The organism is Streptomyces mirabilis (assembly GCF_039503195.1).
Taxonomy (GTDB): Bacteria; Actinomycetota; Actinomycetes; order Streptomycetales; family Streptomycetaceae; genus Streptomyces; species Streptomyces mirabilis_D.
Genome location: NZ_JBCJKP010000001.1, coordinates 3,948,102 through 3,967,462, shown reverse-complemented (window position 1 = coordinate 3,967,462; position 19,361 = coordinate 3,948,102). Strand labels below are relative to the sequence as shown.

The 19,361-nt window shown below is 66.0% G+C and carries 13 protein-coding genes and 1 pseudogene; 10 read left to right on the top strand and 4 right to left on the bottom strand.

Going from position 1 to position 19,361, the window contains the following annotated elements:
• Nucleotides 1-48 precede the first annotated feature (48 nt).
• The 3 genes from AAFF41_RS18515 to AAFF41_RS18505 all read left to right on the top strand — a co-directional run bounded on the left by AAFF41_RS18515 (nucleotide 49) and on the right by AAFF41_RS18505 (nucleotide 3,411).
• On the top strand, nucleotides 49-1,212 hold the full coding sequence (locus tag AAFF41_RS18515) for a DegT/DnrJ/EryC1/StrS family aminotransferase (RefSeq protein WP_343324252.1): 1,164 nt from the start codon (nucleotides 49-51) through the stop codon (nucleotides 1,210-1,212).
• A 23-nt stretch (nucleotides 1,213-1,235) separates the two neighbouring features.
• Nucleotides 1,236-2,165 carry a GDP-L-fucose synthase family protein gene (locus AAFF41_RS18510; RefSeq protein WP_319744461.1) on the top strand — a complete coding sequence of 310 codons (930 nt, stop codon included), beginning with the start codon at nucleotides 1,236-1,238 and terminating at the stop codon, nucleotides 2,163-2,165.
• A 328-nt stretch (nucleotides 2,166-2,493) separates the two neighbouring features.
• Nucleotides 2,494-3,411, top strand: a complete 918-nt coding sequence (locus AAFF41_RS18505; protein WP_343324251.1) for a glycosyltransferase family 4 protein — start codon at nucleotides 2,494-2,496, stop codon at nucleotides 3,409-3,411.
• Here AAFF41_RS18505 and AAFF41_RS18500 read toward each other — a convergent pair.
• On the bottom strand, nucleotides 3,395-4,354 hold the full coding sequence (locus AAFF41_RS18500) for a glycosyltransferase family 2 protein (RefSeq protein WP_343324250.1): 960 nt from the start codon (nucleotides 4,352-4,354) through the stop codon (nucleotides 3,395-3,397). The genes AAFF41_RS18505 and AAFF41_RS18500 overlap by 17 nt on opposite strands.
• A 25-nt stretch (nucleotides 4,355-4,379) precedes the next feature.
• Nucleotides 4,380-5,030: a methyltransferase domain-containing protein gene (locus AAFF41_RS18495; RefSeq protein ID WP_343324249.1), complete on the bottom strand. Its 651-nt coding sequence runs from the start codon at nucleotides 5,028-5,030 to the stop codon at nucleotides 4,380-4,382.
• A gap of 1,721 nt (nucleotides 5,031-6,751) precedes the next feature.
• Here AAFF41_RS18495 and AAFF41_RS18490 point away from each other — a divergent pair.
• The 5 genes and pseudogenes from AAFF41_RS18490 to wecC all read left to right on the top strand — a co-directional run.
• A complete protein-coding gene (locus AAFF41_RS18490; protein ID WP_319744452.1) occupies nucleotides 6,752-7,828 on the top strand; it encodes a lipopolysaccharide biosynthesis protein in 1,077 nt (358 codons plus the stop codon).
• 55 nt (nucleotides 7,829-7,883) lie between these two features.
• Nucleotides 7,884-9,143 (top strand): hypothetical protein, encoded by a 1,260-nt coding sequence (locus AAFF41_RS18485; protein ID WP_343324248.1) that lies wholly within the window; start codon nucleotides 7,884-7,886, stop codon nucleotides 9,141-9,143.
• A gap of 6 nt (nucleotides 9,144-9,149) precedes the next feature.
• Nucleotides 9,150-9,944, top strand: coding sequence for a glycosyltransferase (locus tag AAFF41_RS18480; RefSeq protein ID WP_319744448.1), 795 nt, complete (start codon nucleotides 9,150-9,152; stop codon nucleotides 9,942-9,944).
• A 592-nt stretch (nucleotides 9,945-10,536) separates the two neighbouring features.
• Complete coding sequence (locus AAFF41_RS18475; RefSeq protein ID WP_319744446.1) at nucleotides 10,537-11,235, top strand: class I SAM-dependent methyltransferase; 699 nt, start codon at nucleotides 10,537-10,539, stop codon at nucleotides 11,233-11,235.
• Between the two features lie 87 nt (nucleotides 11,236-11,322).
• Nucleotides 11,323-12,501, top strand: a pseudogene (gene wecC / locus AAFF41_RS18470) (UDP-N-acetyl-D-mannosamine dehydrogenase); the annotation flags it as partial.
• Here the strand turns inward: wecC and wecB are convergent.
• Nucleotides 12,403-13,707 carry a non-hydrolyzing UDP-N-acetylglucosamine 2-epimerase gene (gene wecB, locus AAFF41_RS18465; protein WP_319744444.1) on the bottom strand — a complete coding sequence of 435 codons (1,305 nt, stop codon included), beginning with the start codon at nucleotides 13,705-13,707 and terminating at the stop codon, nucleotides 12,403-12,405. The pseudogene wecC and the gene wecB overlap by 99 nt on opposite strands.
• Before the next feature lie 405 nt (nucleotides 13,708-14,112).
• On the opposite strand from wecB, the gene AAFF41_RS18460 reads away from it, so the two are divergent.
• Both AAFF41_RS18460 and asnB read left to right on the top strand, forming a co-directional pair.
• Nucleotides 14,113-16,197, top strand: a complete 2,085-nt coding sequence (locus tag AAFF41_RS18460) for a bi-domain-containing oxidoreductase (RefSeq protein ID WP_343324247.1) — start codon at nucleotides 14,113-14,115, stop codon at nucleotides 16,195-16,197.
• Entirely contained in the window at nucleotides 16,197-18,104 is a 1,908-nt protein-coding gene (gene asnB / locus AAFF41_RS18455; protein ID WP_343324246.1) for an asparagine synthase (glutamine-hydrolyzing), read from the top strand. The genes AAFF41_RS18460 and asnB overlap by 1 nt, the downstream gene beginning before the upstream one ends.
• On the opposite strand, the gene AAFF41_RS18450 is transcribed toward asnB, so the two are convergent.
• Nucleotides 18,080-19,354, bottom strand: a complete 1,275-nt coding sequence (locus AAFF41_RS18450) for a hypothetical protein (RefSeq protein WP_343324245.1) — start codon at nucleotides 19,352-19,354, stop codon at nucleotides 18,080-18,082. The two genes, asnB and AAFF41_RS18450, sit on opposite strands and share 25 nt — an antisense overlap.
• Nucleotides 19,355-19,361: the final 7 nt, after the last annotated feature.

The following is a 19,361-nucleotide window of genomic DNA, read 5'->3' as shown; positions in this document are numbered from 1 at the left end:
CCGTTCGGGTGGCTGGAGAGGCCATCCCCTCCCGCAAAGGTGGTCACCATGATCAAACTGATCAAGTCCAGCTTCTACCACGAAGCCGAGACCAAGCGCGCCCTGGCCGACTTCGTCCTCAACCAGGACGTGCTCAGCATGAGCGAGCAGTGCCGCGCGTTCGAGATGGCGTTCGCCGAGAAGCAGGAGCGGGCACATGCCGTCTTCGTCACGAACGGAAGCGCGGCCAACCTGCTGCTGATCCAGGCCCTGTTGAACCAGGGGAGGGTCCAGCGGGGGGTGCGTGTCGGCTTCTCCGCCCTCACTTGGCCGACCAACGTCATGCCGCTGATTCAACTCGGGCTGGAACCGGTCGCGATCGACTGCGAGTTGGACACCTTGAACGTCTCCCCCAGGACCTTCGAGGCGCACATCTCCCGATGCCAGGCGCTGTTCCTGACGAACGTCGTGGGGTTCTGCGACGACCTTCCGGAACTGAAGCGCATGTGCGAGGAGCGCGGCGTCCTCCTGATCGAGGACAACTGTGAGGCGCTCGGCTCGAAAGCAAATCGCACCTTGCTCGGCAATTTCGGCGTCGCCTCGACGTTCTCCTTCTTCGTAGGTCACCATCTGTCGACCATCGAGGGCGGGATGGTGTGCACCGACGACAAGGAGTTGTACGAGCACCTGGTCATCTCCCGCGCACACGGCTGGGACCGCAATCTGCCGACGGCAACACAGCGGAGACTGCGGGCCGAGGCCGGAGTGGACGACTTCTACGCCAGGTACACGTTCCATGATCTCGCCTTCAACTTCCGGCCCACCGAGATCAATGGGTTCATCGGCAACCAGCAGATCCGCCACTGGGACGAGATCGTGGACGCGCGCGCGGCCAACTTCGACCGCTTCTGTGCGGCGATGGCCGGCAACGACGACTTCCACCAGTACGACCTGGCACACATGGACTCCGTGTCCAACTTCGCCATGCCGGTCGTCTGCAGGTCCGCGGAGCTGGGCGAGAAGTACCGTGCCGAGTTCGAGGCGGCGGGCGTGGAGATCCGCCCCGTGATCGCCGGCGACGTTCCTCAGCAGCCGTTCTACCGGAAGTACGTCCAGGACACGTCCGAGCAGCCGAACGCGCGGATCGTCCACACGAACGGCTTCTACTTCGGCAACAACCCCGAGATGACCGAGGAAGAGCTGACAACGCTGTGTGGCCTGCTGAGCGGCTGAGGAGGGTCGAGAGGACAAGCGTGATGGAGCGGCGAGCAAAGATCTATGTGGCAGGGCACACCGGCATGGTTGGCGCGGCGATCGTCCGGCGGCTGCGCGCCGAGGGATGCGAGAACCTGCTCTTGGCCACGCGCGCGGAACTCGACCTCACGGATCAACGGGCCGTACGGGACTTCGTCATGACGGAGCGGCCCCGCTACATCGTTGACAGTGCCGCGCGGGTCGGCGGCATCAAGGCCAACATGAGCCATCCCGCCGAGTTCCTCCATGAGAACCTGCAGATTCAGAACAACCTCATCTGGTCGGCCAAGGACGCGGGCGTGGAGACGTTCCTGTTCCTGGGCAGCTCCTGTATCTACCCCCGCGCGTGCCCGCAGCCGATGCGGGAGGAGTACCTCATGGAGGGAAAGCCGGAACCCACCAACGAGGCTTACGCCTACGCCAAGATCGCCGGGATGAAACTGTGCGAGTACATCCACACCCAGTACGGGATGAACTTCATCTCCTGTATGCCGACCAACGTCTATGGGGAAGGCGACAACTTCGATCCCGAGACGTCCCATGTGATCCCCGCTCTGCTGCGCAGGATCCACCAGGCAAAGGGAGCAGGCTCTCCCGACGTCACCATTTGGGGCACTGGATCGAGCCGGCGTGAGTTCCTGTATGTGGACGACTTGGCCGATGCTGCTGTTTGGCTGCTCCGCAGCTATAAGGACAGGCAATTTCTCAACGTCGGAACAGGAGAGGACATCTCGATCCGAGACCTGGCCGAGCATATCCGCAGTCTGGTGGGCTACGAAGGAAGACTGCTGTTCGACCCTGCGAAGCCGGACGGGATGCCGAGAAAACTGCTGGATGTCACTCGGCTGCACAAGGCCGGTTGGCATCATCGCATCGGGTTCGATGAAGGACTGAAGCGCACCTACGGCTGGTATTTGAACAATCTGTTCTGAGCGTGCATATGAGGGTGCATTAATGGCAGCGAGCCTGCCGTCCAGCAGAAGAGGTGAGATTGTGCATCAGCGGAGAATCACCATTGTGCAACCGTATCTTTCGCACTATCGAGTGCCGTTCTTCCGCAGACTCGCAGCTGATCTCCACAAGCAACTGGGAGCGGAGTTGGTTGTCGCACACAGTTCGCCGCCTCCGGACGCGGGTGAGGACCGCGATCGGGGAAGTGCCGAGTTGGAATGCGCCGTCCGGCTGGTCCAGCACTCCTGGCGGATCGCCGGGTTCCCGGTTCATGTGAGGCGGCTCGGAGATCTTCCCCGTAGGTCGGACGTGGTGGTCGTAGAACAGGCTCTCCACAATCTGGAGACGTTCCCCTTGCTCGCCAGGGAGGTGTGGCGGCAGGCACGGGGCGGATCCGGCCCTGCCGTGGCAATGTGGGGCAACGGCCGGACTTGCGACAAGGAAGTGGGACCTCTGCTGCAGACAGCGAAGCGTGTCCTGACCCGGCAGGCGAAATGGTTCTTCGCCTATACGGCGGGAGGCGCGGACCACGTAGCTGCACAGGGATTTCCGCGCGATCGCATCACTGTGGTGCGGAATGCCACGGACACCACAGCTCTGGCGGAGGCCCGGAAGCGGGTCACGGATGAGCAGGTCGCCGAGTTCTCCTCCCGGCATGGGCTGGTACCCGGACGTACTGGGCTCTACCTCGGGCGCTTTCATACGACCAAACGGATTCCGTTTCTCTTGGAAGCCGTGGCTCACATCGTCAAGCGAATGCCCGAGTTCAAGCTTCTCGTCGCGGGTGACGGCGAGTGCCGGTCATTGATCGAGGCGTCGGCTGCGCGCGGAGAGGGCGTGGTGTACCTGGGGCCCGTCCACGACGAGCGGCGCGCGTTGCTGGGCGCCGCGTCGCAGCTCATGCTCATGCCTGGGATGGTTGGACTCTGCGCGGTCGATTCGTTCGCACTGCGCACCCCAGTGATGACGGCCGCCTGGGCCTATCGCAGCCCGGAGTCCGCCGAGTACCTGGACCACGGCCGTAACTCCCTGGTGGTTGAGGGCGGGCCGGAGGAGTATGCGGAAGCAGTGGTGAAGACCCTGTCCAGCCCCAGGCTGATGACCCGGCTCAAGGGAGGCTGCGCGTCGGATGCCGACAGGTACACAGTGGAGGGGATGAGTGCCCGATTCACGGAAGGTGTGGCCGGGTTGCTTGAGGCACGCTTTCCTCTCACTTCCAGCGGCTGATCGCGGTGCGGGGCAAAGCAGCGACGAGCGTCGTGATCCAGCCGCATACGAAGGCAATGTCCAGCATGCCCCGCACGCAGTCGATCGGGCGCCAGAGTACCGTACCGGAAAGGATCCAGTAGAGCGCCCGAGTGAATTTACCCGCTCTCCGAATCACGCGAGTGTGCATCGGAATATCCATGATCTTGGACTCCACGACGGCTGAGGTACGTCCCCTGCCGTAGGATCGGCGGACGAGCCCCTGCAGGGTCATCCTGTCCTGGTCTTGGATTTCAAAAACAAGTGCTGCGCGGGTGAAGAAGACCCTTGCTCCGCATTTGGTCAGCTCGTGAAAGAAGACCGAGTCCTCGCCGCCGGTCACGTCGAACGCGGAGTTGAAGCGCAGGCCCATTCGGCGGACCGTAGACATGCGCACCAAGGTGTTGCCGGATGCGGCGAACCCTTCCAACGGCCCGTCTTCCTGGGACCGTACCTGGCGAATCAGCCGGCCTCCGTCGAGCCAGCGAGGCGCGTTGGGAGGCAGGCGGACCACGACAGGGCCCACGACAACGTCGGCGGTGTTGGCCTCGGCACTGGTCACCAGCGCGCAGAGCCATCCGGGGGCCGGCCGTTCGTCGTCATCGATGAAGACCAGTGCGTCGTACTGTCCGGCCGCATCCATTGCCGCATTGCGGACCTGGGAGAAACCGGGAGCCGGTACCCGAACGTACTCGACTCCACAGGCCGCTGCACCCATGCGGGCCGACTCCGAGCCAGCCGCCGAGTTGTCGAGCAGGACGACCGAAACGGTGCGGCCACCGGCGCTCTCTGCGGCGCGCGCCTGGTCGACGAGCTCGTAGAGCAGAGGACGCACGGGCCGTCCACCTGTCGTCGGCACGGTGATGAGGATGGTCTTCAGCGTGCCGGGAACGGAGGCTGGTTGGCTGGCGATCAATTCTTTCATCTCGAAGTGTGCTCGCTACGGTTCATTAATTCATTTTTCTTGCCACCAGGGACTTAGGAAGCCCAGCGAAACGTTCGAACCAGATCTGTGAGCCGGGGAAATAGGAGCGCATCTCTGTCGCGGAGAGCAACTCCACGTCGGCAACGTCCGCTGCGGCCTTCCGGATATTATCGTGGGAGGACGGGCCGTGCGGCCAGTACTGGGAGATCGCAACCCTGGTCCGGAACGGAAACCACTGCATTCCGGGGAAAAGCCAGTGAGGTTCGACCGGGAAGTAACGATAAGGAGTCTGGACCCAGTGATGGTCGGCCTTGGCATGCACGGCGTCCGCGAAGCGCTTGCGCCGATCATGGCCCCCTACGTGCTCCATCAGTGAGTTCGAGTACACGAGGTCGAAGTGCTCGGACCTGAAGGTGTCCGGCAGATCGCAGGCGTCGGCGACGAACCCGGTCACCGGCCCATGGATGGTGGCGTGCTTCGGGTGGATATTGACACACACCACCTGGGCCGGCAGCACGGGTGCATGGTTCCAGGATTCGGGTGTTCCTCCCAGATCCAGTACCCTCATCTCGGCCAGCTCGGGAAAGCATCGCATCATTTCCGCCCATCGGCGTGCGCGAGCCGAGTGGGAAATTGACCCCGGCGTTGCATAGTCGGTGATCGCTGATTTGAGCATGACTTTCTCCGAGGGGCAATTTGGACAAGACGGGTTTCTGGCAGCGTATTAACAGAGGGCGTTGAAAGCTAATATGGCTAGGTGGAAAATTTGTAAAAACAGCCCTGCTTCCCCTCACGCCAGCCGGTGAAAGAATAGCGCAGTCAACCGGATGGCGCGCCTCATTTCCGCCCAAGCTGCGTGTCACACGAGGCACTGCTCCCGGTGAAGGCCCGTCACAGAAGTCCGATTATGCGGATTCTCTCCAGGGCTGCGCGGACCCGTACACTCCAGTCTCCGACCTCCTGCAGTCGGCTCAGTGCTCTGTCCACGGCAGGCTGCCATCTGCTCGGTGAAGCCAGAATGTCCAGCACTTGTTGAACCGGGTCGCGCCAGTCGATCTCGACGACCGGATTGAATCCCATCAGTGACACCAGCTCCGGAGGGGCCTGTCCGAGAACGAGACATCCCGACGCCATGCTTTCCAGGTAGCGTTGGGTCATCGTCTCCACAGTTCCCGATCGCTGCGGGTGGGTGAGCGATGAGGGGAAGCAGACGGAGATCATCGCCTGCGACAGACCGCGCCGCAGGGCGTGCTCATCCGGGTACACAAGTCGGCCTGGTCCTGCTTCATACAAGTGGGGAAGGGATGAACGGCACCGCAGAGGTTCCGTCACCGCCTTGTGCCAAACCGGATGCCGACGTCCGAGCTCCAGGACACCGACCGTCCTTGCCGCCAGGCATGTACCGGAATCGTGCCGGTCCAACCGTGTGGCCTCGGGGAGATGGATTACCTGAGACTGAGGCAGAGCATCGCCGAGGAATCGGGCCGACTGCTGTGCCGTGACAAAGACGGCCGGAGGGCGAAGTGCCCGCAGCCGGCGGGCCCACAAGGGCCAGGACGGTTCCCACACGTCCCAGCAGTAGGGCACGACATCTCCCTTGAGGCCGGCTGCGTAGAGCTGATCGAATCGGGCTCCCATCATGGGAACAATTACCGGCTCCTGACGGCGACGCCATCGACGGGGGAGTGAGACCTGGGCCTTGGCGATCGCCCGACTGATCAGCGGCGGCGTCGTGATTGGCCTCCCAACGGCGCCTTGACTGATAAGTTCCGAAACGAGATCCCTCACTGCGTAGTGCGAGGGGTGTTCCCGCGACACGGGGACAGCCACGCGTAGCCCGGTCGCGGGAAAGTCATGACGGTCGACGGAAGTCGGTCCCACTCTGCGCACTCCTCAAGATGAAACGGTCATACGTCCGAATTCCTTTTCCTTTCAGCACGGGTGAACATACATCACCTTTCGACAACGGTGACGTAGCATGTCGACGCGCTTCTCCATGAAGGGACGTCCGCACATGGTTTTCCACTCTCATAGTTCAGTAAGGCCGGCCGCATCGTGATCCAGGGGAGACAGCCCGACACCGCAAAGGAGAAGGCATCGATCCCGTCGCCCGGACCGAAGGAAACTCAGTCGGATCGAACTCGGTCAGCGCCTGAGGCGAGCAGCTTCCGGCACACGCCCCATGCTGTCCTCACTCCTCACCTGCGTGCGGCTGGTCGCTCGTTCGGCGTCAAAGCGGCGAACCTTCCCATCGCCGCGATCTCCACGCTCGTCGCGACCCGGACAGTGGTTGATACTCTCGGCCCTTCAGGATTCGCTTTCTTTGCGCTCGTCACCACACTGCCATCTCTGTTGCCCCTCAGTGATCTCGGGACAGGCGCAGCGATTATGGGGGCCATGGAGAGGGGACGTGGGGCCCATTACCGGGAATTGCAGGGCGCGGTTATCACCAGCGCACGCGCGCTGACGTGCGTGGGACTCCTGAGTGCCCTTGTGGGCATTGTTCCTGCCTGCCTGGGCCTGTGGGGCACGCTGCTCAGTTCCGAGTCGCAGCCATCTGTTGAGGCATCGGTCGCGGTCGCGTTCACGTTGTTCGGATGCAGTCTTCCGCTGAACCTGGGAAATTCAGTGTTGATTGCACTGAACCGGACTCATATTTCGCTGATCGTCCAGACGGTGGGCAGTGTGCTCACGTTGGGGCTCATCTGCCTGTCCGGCGCCGTGCATGCACCGCCCACGGCCTTCATCGCGTCGGGCTTCGCTTCGCAGTGTCTGGTGGGCGCGACCTGCCTGCTGCTGGCCGGGCGCACGCTCGGTATCCCCTTGTTCGGCCTGGTGCTGCGAAGTCTTGGTCAGCGGCACGCCGCCACACGCATCTGGCATCTTGCGGCGCCCATGGCAGCCGTCAATATCGCCTTGGCCGTGGCCTTCGCGACCGACCGGTTGGTCCTCGTCCATGTGGCCGACCCTGATGCCGTCGCCGCCTACTCGGCCGGTGCGCGCCTGTTCGCACCCGCCGTCGCCCTGGCCAGCACGACCGGTCTTCCCCTGTGGGCCATCTTCGCCCGGCAACGTGATACCCCGGAGGCACCGTCCCCACGGGATGTCACCCGCTTGACCGTGTACTTCGCAGTCGGCGGCGCGGTCATCGGCGCGGGGCTGATCCTCTTCGGCCCCGCCGTCACCTCATGGATGCTGCACGGTCAGGTCGAGGTCGGTGTCGGTCTCATGGCTGCCTTCGCGGCCCTGCTGCTGGTCCAGGCCGCTGCCTACCCGAGCAGCATGTGGTTGACCGACGCCGCCGGGCTCAAGTTCCAGGCGAAGAGGGCCGGAGTCATGGCTGGGGTGAATCTCGCGCTCTCGATCGTCCTGACACGACATGTCGGTGCGAGCGGGCCTGTCATCGGATCGGTCATCGCCGTCACGACCTGCCTTTTCCTCCCCAATTTCCGGAGGTCCATGTCCCATGCATGACACGGAGACGTCGTCCCTGACCAGCTCGAGAAACGGCGGTGCAAGGGTACAGAGGGTGCTCCTCAAGGAGTCGGAGCCGCTGCGCTCGTCACGCAAGGACAGCAGCTCCCTGATTGTGGCAGCGGCTATCGGCCTGGGCAATGCATGGGGGCCTTACCAGCAGGCCGGTGTAACCGTCGGGCACGCCGTTGTGCTGGTGATGGCACCTGTCGCCCTCGCCGCTGCGTGGCGCTGGAAAATGGCACGCTGGAACCTTCTTATCCTGCTTGTCTGGCTACTCGGTGCAACTTTCACCGAAGCCGCGGTGGGCGACTCGGCTCATGACATGGTCCTTGTCCTGTCCCGCCCGCTTGCCGTTCTTGTGAGTCTCTGCGGTGCAATGTGGGCTCTCCAGTGCAGGCCCGCTGTCGTCCGCGTGTACGTTGTCGCGTTCGTCGCCGGACTGACATTGAACATCTTTATTTGGCTGAGAATCCACCCCACCGCCGATGCATGGAAATACGGATACGGCCCTGTGGTCAGCCTGGTGGCTGTCCTTGCCGCCTTTGCGCTTCTTGCTCGGCGGAAGCGTGCCATCGCCACTCTCTTGGTGATCTCCGTGGCACTGGTGAGTCTTTTTCTGGGGTTCCGCTCAGAATTTCTGATCGTCTGCTTGGCCGGCGTGGTGGCAATGCTGGCCGGGCGACGTGAAGCAAGGATCAGTTGGAAGAGGACCCTGCTGGTCGTCGTCGGCTTGATCTCGCTTGTTGCTGCCGTCGCAAGCACTTACGGATACCTCGCCTCCAGTGGAAAGTTGGGGGCGGAGCAGCAATATCGATGGGAAGGGCAGAGCCAGGTGGAAGGCGGGGTGCTCTTGGGGGCACGCCCGGAAATTGCCGCATCATATGTGATCATCAAGGAGTCTCCGCTCATGGGCCGGGGCCTGGTACCCGACGTGAGTCACAAGACTCGGAGTGAGTTCCTGGGGCAACTGCGTGCCGGGGATGTCGATTTCAACGAGCGCCGAGAGAACTACTATTTCGGTAGGGGACTCTATCTGCACTCGGTTCTTTTTCAGCTCTGGGCAGAGACCGGCATCATTGCGCTTCCCGGAATTCTTCTTCCTGTCCTGCTCGTTCTGCTGGCCCTGGTTGCCGCGGTCAAGGGCGGTTCCGGGGCGTACGCATTGCTCTTCGCGTTCTTGTTCGCGCAACTTGGCTGGGACCTCTTGTTCTCTCCGTGGCCCAGGCTCGAGGGTCTCTATCTCGGCACCGCTGCAACGGCGGCTGTGCTTTATCGCGGGACTTGGATGTGGTCCCGCTTCGACGCTCCCTAAAACTCGGTGAAGCAGGAGGCCAAACTGATGCAGGTTGGAATGGTGGTACCCACACTCGGTGAGCGCCCTGCGCTGCTGGAGGAGTGCCTGAATTCACTGACCGGGCAGGAGTATGCCGGACTCCGTCTCGTCGTCGCATCATCTCCCAGTGCGGTGATCGACGTGAAGAGAGCAACATCTCCCCATATCGCCGTGATCCCCCAGAACGGTTCTGGGATTGTGGACGCTGTCATGACGGGCTGGAGACATTTCGGTGACAGTGTCGACGTCCTGGGCTGGCTGGGTGACGACGACCGGCTGCCATCGGGTTCGATTGTCGCGGCACTTCGTGCCCTCGAGCGTTATCCTGAAGCCGCGATGGCATACGGTCAGGTGCGGTATATCGATGCCGGTGGCAAAGCCTTCAAGGCCATGCGCCCTGGACGAGTGGGTTCCCTGTTGTTGCACCTGGGGCACAACATGGTTTTCCAACCCGGTTGCCTTTACCGGCGCACAGCGGTCGAGGCTGTCGGAGGGCTGGACAACAGCTTCCGGCTTGCATTCGATGTCGATTTCCACCGGAGGCTCGCCGCCCATGGAAGGTTGCGCTATGTCGCCTCAGTTCTCGGTGAAATCCGCTATCACCCCGGGTCACTGACGGTCCGAAGTCGCTCGGAGTCGCAACGCGAAGCCGAGTTGGCCCTCAGTCGGCAGATGCCGGATTGGCTGCGTCTGACGAGGCCGATCTGGCGGCCGCCAGCCAAGGGTTTCGTTCGGGTGGCAGCGAAGGTTGCCGGGCGGACACTGACCACGGCACCGTGAGGCCTTTCCAAGTTGCGTGCCGAGTGGGCGGTCGGGTGTCAACACGACGAACATCCTGGCCAGATGGACTGCGCCTGAGAACGGGTGCGTTTGCGGGCCAGGGCATTTCCTCCGGGTGCGAGTGTTCGAGGGGCTGGTGCAAATTATTCCGTTCTCGCCAGGAGCGTAGTGCATTACGTACCGGCCTCTCCCATTCACTTGGGGTATTCATTAATTCTGCCATTGGCCGGACGATGTGCAACCCTTATACCCTTATACAGGTGCGGAAATCTCCTACGCCGAGTACCCGGATGGGGTGATTTTCTCACCTAAGGGAAGCGCAGAGCCCCGACAGGCTCTCTGCGGGCGTTCCCACCAGCGCGAATCAAGATCGCGACGGTGAACTGCTCATCGAGATTCCTGATGAACGGATGGGCGAGGACGCCTCCGCATGCCTCTCGGGCGGTTGGTGATCGTGTCCTCAGAAGAACGGTAATGTAATCCGGAAGCATAAATTCTCTCCACAGTCACTCGTGGTGTGTCAGTCCGCAACGGTGCGATGAATCATCGCTACTCTCCGGGTGAAGCGTGAGCGGTGAAGAGGAGAGACGTCGTGCCGAAAACTGGATTCTTTTCTCAACAGCTTGTCAGTGCGCCGGTGATGAGAGATCGCGACGATCTGCTGCTGAACCTCTGTGCTGGACGCCGTGTCCTCCACGTCGGCTGCGCCGATTCCCCGTTGACCGCCGAGAAACTGAAGTGCGCATCACTTCTGCACACCAAGCTCTTGCTGGCGGCATCGGCTGTGCACGGTGTGGATGTCGACCGCGCCGGCGTCGAGCTCCTGCGTGAGCACCTGGGCGGTGAATACTCGGTCGCCGACGTGGCAGATCCGAGCGACAGAGGCGATCTGATCAAGTTCAGGCCTGAGGTCGTACTGGCCGGTGATGTCATCGAACATGTGCGGGATGCCGCCTCGTTCCTGCACGGCCTCGCAGCCCTCATGCGGGAAGCGGGCGACGGTGTCGAGCTGATCCTCTCGACTCCCAACGGCTTGGCTGCCAAGAACATGATCAACACGTTGGTGGGCCTGGAGATCATCCATCCGGACCATGTCTATGTTTTCACACCGGCTTCGCTGGCCCGCCTCGTCTCGGACTGCGGGCTGCGCCCGAAGCGCTGGTTCTTTTATCACGTCGACTCCGGCAAGGGCGCCCGGGCGCGCTTCTACGATGCCGTCTCCCGGGTCGCGGCCCACGTACGGCCGGGCTTCTCCGAGGGACAAGTCCTGGTCTGCCAAACCGTCACCTGAAGGGCCGGGGCGCCGTACCGGTGTGGTTCGCCCAGGTCTGCCATCAGTCCATTCACCCGTGGCACGTCCGGAAAGGTATTTCTCCTGGTGTTCTCCCGTATCTGCATCGTCGGCCTCGGTTACATCGGTCTGCCCACCGCCGCCGCACTCGCCACCAACGGAATCGATGTCATCGGAGTCGACGTCAATCCGGCCACGGTCGAGCTCATCAATGCGGGCCGGGCCCCCTTTGTCGAACCTGACCTGGCGGTGGCCGTCAGCGGTGCCGTGGCCATGGGACGGTTGCGGGCTACGAGCGCGCCCGAACCCGCGGACGCCTTCATCATCGCCGTCCCCACCCCGCTTCGGGAGGACCGCACGGCCGACCTCTCCTATGTGCGCAGTGCTGCGGCCTCGGTGGCCGAGGTACTCAAGGAGGGTGATCTGGTCATCCTCGAGTCCACCTCGCCTCCCGGTACGACCGTGGAGCTGTCCCGGTGGCTGGGCAAGCACCGGCCCGACCTGTCCTTCCCGCATGAGCCGGGGGACGCGCCCGACGTGCAGGTCGCCCACTGCCCCGAACGCGTCCTGCCGGGGCGGACGATGATCGAGATCGTGACGAACGACCGCGTCATCGGCGGTGTCGGAGACGGCTGCGCCGAGCGGGCACGGATGCTCTACGAGGTGTTCACCAAGGGGGAGTGCCACCTCACCGACGCCACGACGGCGGAGCTGGCCAAGCTCAGCGAGAACGCCTTCCGGGACGTCAACATCGCCTTCGCCAACGAGTTGTCCATGGTCTGCGACCACCTCGGCATCGATGCCAGTGACGTCTTCGCCCTGGCCAACCGTCACCCCCGTGTCAACATCCTGCAGCCTGGCCCGGGTGTCGGCGGTCACTGCATCGCCGTGGACCCCTGGTTCATCGTGGACACGGCTCCGCAGCATGCGCGTCTCATCCGGCTGGCCCGCGAGGTCAACGACGCGAGGCCGGACTACGTCATCGAGGAGGTCGTCCGGACGGCGAGCCGGTTCAGGGATCCCCTGATCGCCTGCCTGGGCCTATCGTTCAAGGCGAACATCGACGACCTGCGGGAGAGCCCCGCGCTGCACATCACGGCCCAGCTGGCCGAGCGTCAGGTCGGCCGTATGCTGGTCGCCGAGCCGCACATCACCGAGTTGCCGGCCTCACTGTCTGGTACGGGCAGGGTCGAACTCGTCGACGTCGCCACCGCCGTGCGCGACGCGGACGTCGTCGTGCTGCTCGTCGACCACGACGCCTTCCGGGGCATCAAGCGGAGCGTGCTGCGCGGCAAGGCCGTTTTCGACACCCGCGGGTTCTGGCGCTGACGCGGAGCCGAACTCGTCCGGGCGTCCGCACAGCCCCATCCAGTGGCCGATCGCCCGTACGACCCGTTCGGCGGCCCGGCCGTCGCCGAACGGGTTGATCGCCCTCGCCATCGAGGCGTAGGCCTCCCGGTCGTGCAGGAGCTCGCGCACCTGTTTCACGATGTGGTCGCGGTCGGTCCCGACCAGCCGGCTCGTGCCCGCCTGGACGGCCTCCGGACGCTCCGTGGTGTCCCGCATGACCAGTACCGGTTTGCCGAGGCCCGGCCCCTCCTCCTGGAGCCCACCGCTGTCGGTCAGGATGAGGTGCGAGCGGTTCATCAGCCGGGCGAATGCGCCGTACGCCAGCGGCTCCGTGAGCCGTACGTTCTCGATGCGCTCCACCTGCGGCAGGATCGCCGCCCGCACCACTGGGTTGGGATGCAGTGGGAACACGATGAGCAACTCGGGCTCGGCGCGGGCCAGATCGGCCAGGGCACCGCCGACGGACTCCATTCCACTGCCCCACGACTCACGGCGATGAGCCGTCACCAGCAGGACCCGGCGGGCCGTGTCGTCCAGATCGGCCAGTGCCAGGTCCTCATAGTGCGCCTTCCGCTCGACCGCCCAGTGCAGGGCGTCGATCACCGTGTTCCCGGTCACCACGACAGACGAGGGGGCGACGCCGTCCCGGATCAGGTTGTCCCGAGCGTGGGGGGTGGGCGCCAGATGGAGGGTGGCCAGCTGGGTTGCCAGCCGACGGTTGATCTCCTCAGGAAAGGGCGCGTACCTGTCGTCGGTGCGCAGTCCCGCCTCCAGATGGACGATGGGAATCCGGTGGTAGAAGGCGGCGAGGGCTCCGGCGAAGACCGTGGTCGTGTCCCCCTGGACCAGCACCGCGTCCGGGCGCTCACTGCGCAGCAGCGGACAAAGGCCGTTCAGGACCCGCACGGTGATGTCGGAAAGCGTCTGGTGCTTACGCAGAATGTCCAGGTCGTGATCGGGCCGGATACCGAAAAGGGAATGGACCTGGTCGAGCAGTTCACGGTGCTGGGCGGTAACCGTCACCGTCGGTTCGAAATGCGGGGAGCGGTGGAGCGCCTCGATGACGGGAGCCATCTTGATGGCCTCCGGTCTGGTTCCGTAGACGACCATCAATCGTTTCACCAGGGTCTCCTTCCGGGCATGCGCCGGGCGTGGACGCTTGCCGATCACCAGCGAAACGGGTTTCTGTGCGCATGCCCGACACGTCCCCGGCATGTTCACTCCTGCGCATGAAGATGTTCGTCCGGCTGGCCCTTTTCCAGAAAGTGCGCGGTTGCCGGGTAAATTTCCCTCCCTACAGTGCGTCGCGCGCCTGTCTCTCTTCCGAAAAGGCAAGAAATGAAAGCAGTGCTCCTGTCCCCGCGTACCGGGTCCATCACGGTGGGAGAAATTCCCGCTCCTGGAGCAGCCGCCGGGACGGTGGTGATTCGCAACGACTACTCACTCATCAGTGCGGGTACGGAGCGAGCCACAGTCTCAACCGGTGCGCAGAGTCTTGTGGGCAAGGCGCGGCAGCGCCCTGAGCAGGTGAGGCAGGTTCTCGACACCCTTAAGCAGACCGGGTTCGTCGACACCTACCGGATGGTCCAGGACCGGCTGGATCGGCCCATGCAGCTTGGATACTCCTGCGCGGGAACGGTCCTCGAGACGGGCCAGGGCGTCGACGACATCCGTCCCGGAATGCGCGTCGCTGCCGCCGGGGCCCGCTACGCATCGCACGCGGAGATCGTCGCCGTGCCCCGCAACCTCGTGGTGCCGGTACCGGAAGGAGTCGAGACCCAGTGGGCGGCCTTCGCCACGGTCGGAGCGGTCGCGCTCCAGGGCATCCACCAGGCCGACACGGTGCCGGGCTCGCGGATCGCAGTCATCGGCCTGGGGCTGGTCGGCCAGATCACACTCCACCTGCTGCGCGCCTACGGGTACGACGCGCTCGGTATCGATCCCAACCCGGCCATGGTGGCGCTCGCCGATTCGGCAGGGCTGGTGGCGTATCCGCGTGCGGCGGCCGACCTGTCCAGGGTGCTGTCCCGGCGCTGGGGAGGCGCCGGCGCGGACGCGGTCCTCATCACGGCGGCGACCACCAGCTCCGATCCGGTCGAGTTCGCCGGCCGCCTGGCCCGCGACCGCGCCACCGTGGTGGTCGTCGGCGACGTGCACGTCGTCCCGCCCCGGGCGTCGTACTACGGGAAGGAATTGACGACCCGTTACGCCCGGTCCTACGGTCCGGGCCGCTACGACCCGCGCTTCGAGGAAGGCGGCCAGCCCTATCCCGAGGGGTACGTACCGTGGACGGAGCGGCGCAACCTCGCGGAGGTGCTCCGTCTCCTGGCGACGGGCGCGCTGGACTTCACGGACCTGAAGCCCCGCGTCTTCCCGATCGAGGAGGCGGCCGACGCGTACGAGGCCCTGAAGGCGTCGGACACCGGCCGGAGCGTGGCCCTGCTGCTGCGCTATCCCGGCACCGCGCAGCTCGCGCCCCCACCTGCACCGCCGACGGGCCCGCGCACCTGGACCGTCCCGAGCAGCACACTGCGGATCGCCGCCATCGGCGCGGGCAACTTCGCCACGAAGATGCTCTTCCCCCAGCTGAAGCGGGAGTCCGGCGTCGAGTTCTCGTGGGTTGCGAGTGGACGCGGACTGTCCGCCGCCCACCAGGGCAGGCGCTGGGGTTTCCGTACAATCGCGGAAAACACCGACACCGGCCTCGCCTCCGGCGACGCCGACTGTGTGATGGTGCTCAGCCGCCACGACAGCCACGGCCGGTACGCGGCGCAGGTCCTGCGCGGCGGCGCCGCCCTGTACTGCGAGAAGCCGCTGGGCCTCACGGAGGCGGAGCTGGAGGACCTCGCGGACGCGTGGCTGGCCTCCGGTGCCCCGGCGATGGCCGGGTTCAACCGGCGGTTCGCCCCCGCGATGCGAGTCCTTCGGGCCGCGCTCCCGGCGGGCGCGCCCCTCCAGATCAACTACCGGGTCTTCGCCGGTCGTCTCCCGCCCGGCCACTGGTACTTCGACCCCCTGCAGGGCGGTCGGCTGCTCGGCGAGGTGTGCCACTTCATCGACGCGGTGGGCTTCCTCATTCCCGGGCGGCCGGTAGACGTGCGGGCCACCGGGGTGGATGTGCGGGACCCGGGCACCGCGCAGAGCGTCACCCTTCAGCTCACCTACGACGACGCCTCGACCGCGTCGATCGTGTACGGAGGGCTGACACCGTCCGGCGCTCCCAAGGAACTCCTCGAGGTCGCCACCGACGGCCTGGCCGCCAGGATCGACGACTTCCGCTCGCTCACCGTGTGGAACGGGGGCAGACCCGCCACCACGAAGTACCGCGGCGCACCGAAGGGGCACGCCGCTCAGATGCGCGCCCTCGTCCGTCTGGTCCGGAACCGGACCGTTGACGAGGAGTCCGCCCGTGAGGCGGACTTCGCCTCGGCGCTGTGGAGTTCGCTGGTGGCCTGCCGCGCCGCCCAGGCGGTCACGGCCGACCGCGCGGTGGAGGCGGCTCCTTCCACACCGGCCCTGGCCAGGGCACTGGGCTGCCCAGTTCCCGGCACCGCCGGCGCCACCGCCGTACCGAGGCCGTCCAGCGGCTCCTCCTCCGCCGCCACGATCTGATGTGCGGCTTCGTCGTCCTCCTCAATCGGAGTGCACAGTTCCCGTCGTCGGGCGCCGATCCGTGCACGGCGCTCGCGCATCGGGGACCCGACGCGAGCGGCCACTTGAACATCCACGGGCCGGACTGGCACGCAGCGCTGCACTTCCGCCGTCTGGCCGTGGTGGACCTCGATCAGAGGAGTGATCAGCCCTTCGGCTGCCCTGACCGTGGCGTGATGGTCTACAACGGCGAGATCTACAACGCCCCGCAGCTGCGCGAGACGCTGCGGAAGCGGCACGTGGCATTCAGGACCGAGGGCGACACCGAAGTCCTCTACGAGCTGCTCCTGCAGCCGGACGCGTCGCGGCTGCTCGACCAGGTGGACGGGATGTTCGCCTTCGTCCTCGTTCTGCCCGACGGAGAGCTGCGCTACGGGCGGGACCGGCTGGGCGTCAAACCGCTGTACGCCGCGTCGGACGGCGCGGGCCGCCTGGCGGCGCTCGCCAGTGAGATCGAACCGCTGCGGGCAGCCCGGCTGGCGGGCGATGCCGACGCGGTCGCGGTGGCGCAGGGTGCCATGTTCCTGTGGACGCCGCCACCGCGGACGGGCTGGCAGCGTGTGCGGGTGGTGCCGGCTGGAACTGTGCTGGCCCAGCGGCCTCCGCGGTACGTGCACACGTCACCGTGGTGGCAGGCCGGGCCCGTGACACCGGCCGGGAACATCGGTGCCGCGGTCCAGGAGTCGGTCGCTCGGCAAGTGCACGCGGACGTTCCGGTGGGACTGTTGCTCAGCGGAGGCCTGGACAGCACCTGGCTGGGCGTCGAGATGGCAAGGAAGGGCTTCACCGGGCCGGCCTTCGCGGCCAGGTCGGGCCGCGGCGCGGCGGCCTCCGCCGAGCCGTTCGAGGACGATGCCCCGTACGCCGCCCGGGTCGCCCGATGGCTGGGCCTGCCGCTGACATGGGTCGACCTGGACGTCGATGTGCTGCGCCGTATTCCGGAGCTGGTCACCACGATGGAGCTGCCTTTCGGCGACCCCGCCGCCTTCGCCCTGATGCAACTCTCCCGCGCCGCACGCAGCGAGGCGACCGTGCTGCTGTCGGGGCTCGGGGTCGAGGAACTGTTCCTCGGATACGAGCGCTACCAGGCCGTGCAGTTGCTGCAGCGGCTCCCCGGCTGGGCGCGCCCCGCCTTCGGCGCCACCGCCGTCGTGCCTCGGCCGCGGCGCTACCGGGGACGTGCCGACAAGTTCGGACGTCTGCTCCAGCTCGGTCCCCGCGACTGGTCCTGGGCGACGCAGGCGTACTACTCCGGGCAGGAGTGGATGGCCCTCTCGCCCCTCGTGGGGCTGGAGGCGGTCACCGAACGGCACCGCGAAGTGGCGGGCGCTGTGCTCGACGACGGTGGGACGCCCCTCGCGGCGCTCGCGGAATGCGACCGGCGGCTGTTCCTGCCGGGCCTGAATCTGCTGTACGGCGACCGTGCCTCGATGCGCGCGAGCGTGGAGCTGCGGGTTCCGTTCCTGGGTGAGCCGGTGGTGGCCTGCGCCCTGGGCGCCGTCGCGGAGGACCAGCTACGGCTCGGCAACGGCAAGGCGCGCTTCCGCGCGGCGGCGGTCGCGTCCGGGGTTCCCGAGTTCGTCGCCCGGCGTCCCAAGACGGGGTTCGGAGCGCCGGTGCGGTCGCTGCTGCGTGAGCACGGCGCCCGGTTGTGGCCCGAGGTGCGGCGGTCCCCGGTGTTCGACGACGTGTTCGACCGGCGGGTCGCCGACCGGCTCGTCACCGAACACGTCCGGGGCGTCCGTGACCGGGGCCTCGCGGTGTTCGGGCTGTTCTGCGCTGCTGTCTGGTGGGAGTGCAACGTCACCGGAGGCCCGGGCCGGGCCTCGGACGTCCTGTCCGGCTACACGGTCCGCGCGCTCGGCTGATCGGCCGACGGCCGACGCGGACTGGGCGGCGTGTCCCGGGCCGGCAGAACGGTGTGCAGGGCGGTCAGCGCGTCCAGCAGGGGCGCGACGCTCCAACGGGGCGACTCCCACAGGGGCCGGTTGCCCGAGGCGGCACCTGTGGGCGTGCCCGTGCCGAGGCCCGGGTAGCGGTCCACCACGGCCGCCAGCACGGCGTACGCGAAGTCGGTCGCGGCGAAGCCGCGTTCGGCCGCCCACGCCGCCATTCGTACCGCTGTCGCGTCGTTGTTCGGGTCCCGTCTGGTCCGCCCGCCCGCGAAGTAGCGGGGAAGGGGGCCGTCGAACAGGTCCCGCAGGTAGTGGTTCGCCCCCCGTTCGAGAGGGACCCGGACATCCATGCCGAGCAGCGTCCCCGCTCGTTCGAGGCGCAGCAGCACGTATCCGGTGTGGAAGCCGTCCACCCAGTCCAGTCGCGGGCCACGTCCGTATGGCCACGAGCCGTCGGGGCGCTGACTGTTCAGGCTCACCTCGACCGCACCACGGGCGGCATCGACCAGGCGGTCCGCCAGTCCTCCGGGCAGCGTCCCGGTGCGGGCCAGGCGGGCGGCGAGCGCGGCACCCATGAGGTTGGCGTTGTGGACGAGGACGTCGCTGGCCGGTGTGTAGGTGAAGAACTCGCCGTTGTGGAGGTGTTCCAGGAGCCCGTGAGCGAGGGTCCGTACCGACTCGTCGCCGAGCGTCCCGGTGTCCAGACAGCCGTCCGCGCAGAAGGTGGTGGCCACGAGGTTCGGGAGGGAGGCGGGGTAGTACGCCCAGCGGGTCTGCACGTCGAACTCGTAACGCCACAGGCCGGCGTAGCGCCCGGACAGCTGCTCGGCGGCCGACGACCGGCCCAGTCGGCGGGCGCGCTCCCGCCACACGGGGGAGGCCGAGAGCCTGGCGCAGGCGCCGGCCGCGGTTCCGGCGGCCGTCGCGGTGCGCAGCGGGTGAATGCCCAGGACCGGACGCAGGTCGATCCGGCTGCGTTTGACGGTCTGCAGGAGCACCTGCCGAAGCACACGGTGCACGGCCAGCCGTCCCAGCGGGCCGGTCAGCCCGTCGTACGGGTCCGGGCCCGCCCAGTCGCGGGCGTCGGCCCACCGGAAGAGCCGGTCCGCCAGGGCGAGCACGTCCGTGGCCTCCAGCGGCGAGCTGAGGCGGTCCCCCGGGGTGTGGTGGTCAGGTCCGAAGCGGTCCCCGGGTGAGTGGTCGGTGGGGGTTCCGGGCGGCATGAGCCCT

Coding starts and splice junctions, on each gene's coding strand:
- AAFF41_RS18515 (WP_343324252.1), top strand. CDS start 49: ATGATCAAACTGATCAAGTCCAGCTTCTACCACGAAGCCGAGACCAAG.
- AAFF41_RS18510 (WP_319744461.1), top strand. CDS start 1,236: ATGGAGCGGCGAGCAAAGATCTATGTGGCAGGGCACACCGGCATGGTT.
- AAFF41_RS18500 (WP_343324250.1), bottom strand. CDS start 4,354: ATGAAAGAATTGATCGCCAGCCAACCAGCCTCCGTTCCCGGCACGCTG.
- AAFF41_RS18495 (WP_343324249.1), bottom strand. CDS start 5,030: ATGCTCAAATCAGCGATCACCGACTATGCAACGCCGGGGTCAATTTCC.
- AAFF41_RS18490 (WP_319744452.1), top strand. CDS start 6,752: ATGGAGAGGGGACGTGGGGCCCATTACCGGGAATTGCAGGGCGCGGTT.
- asnB (WP_343324246.1), top strand. CDS start 16,197: ATGTGCGGCTTCGTCGTCCTCCTCAATCGGAGTGCACAGTTCCCGTCG.
- AAFF41_RS18450 (WP_343324245.1), bottom strand. CDS start 19,354: ATGCCGCCCGGAACCCCCACCGACCACTCACCCGGGGACCGCTTCGGA.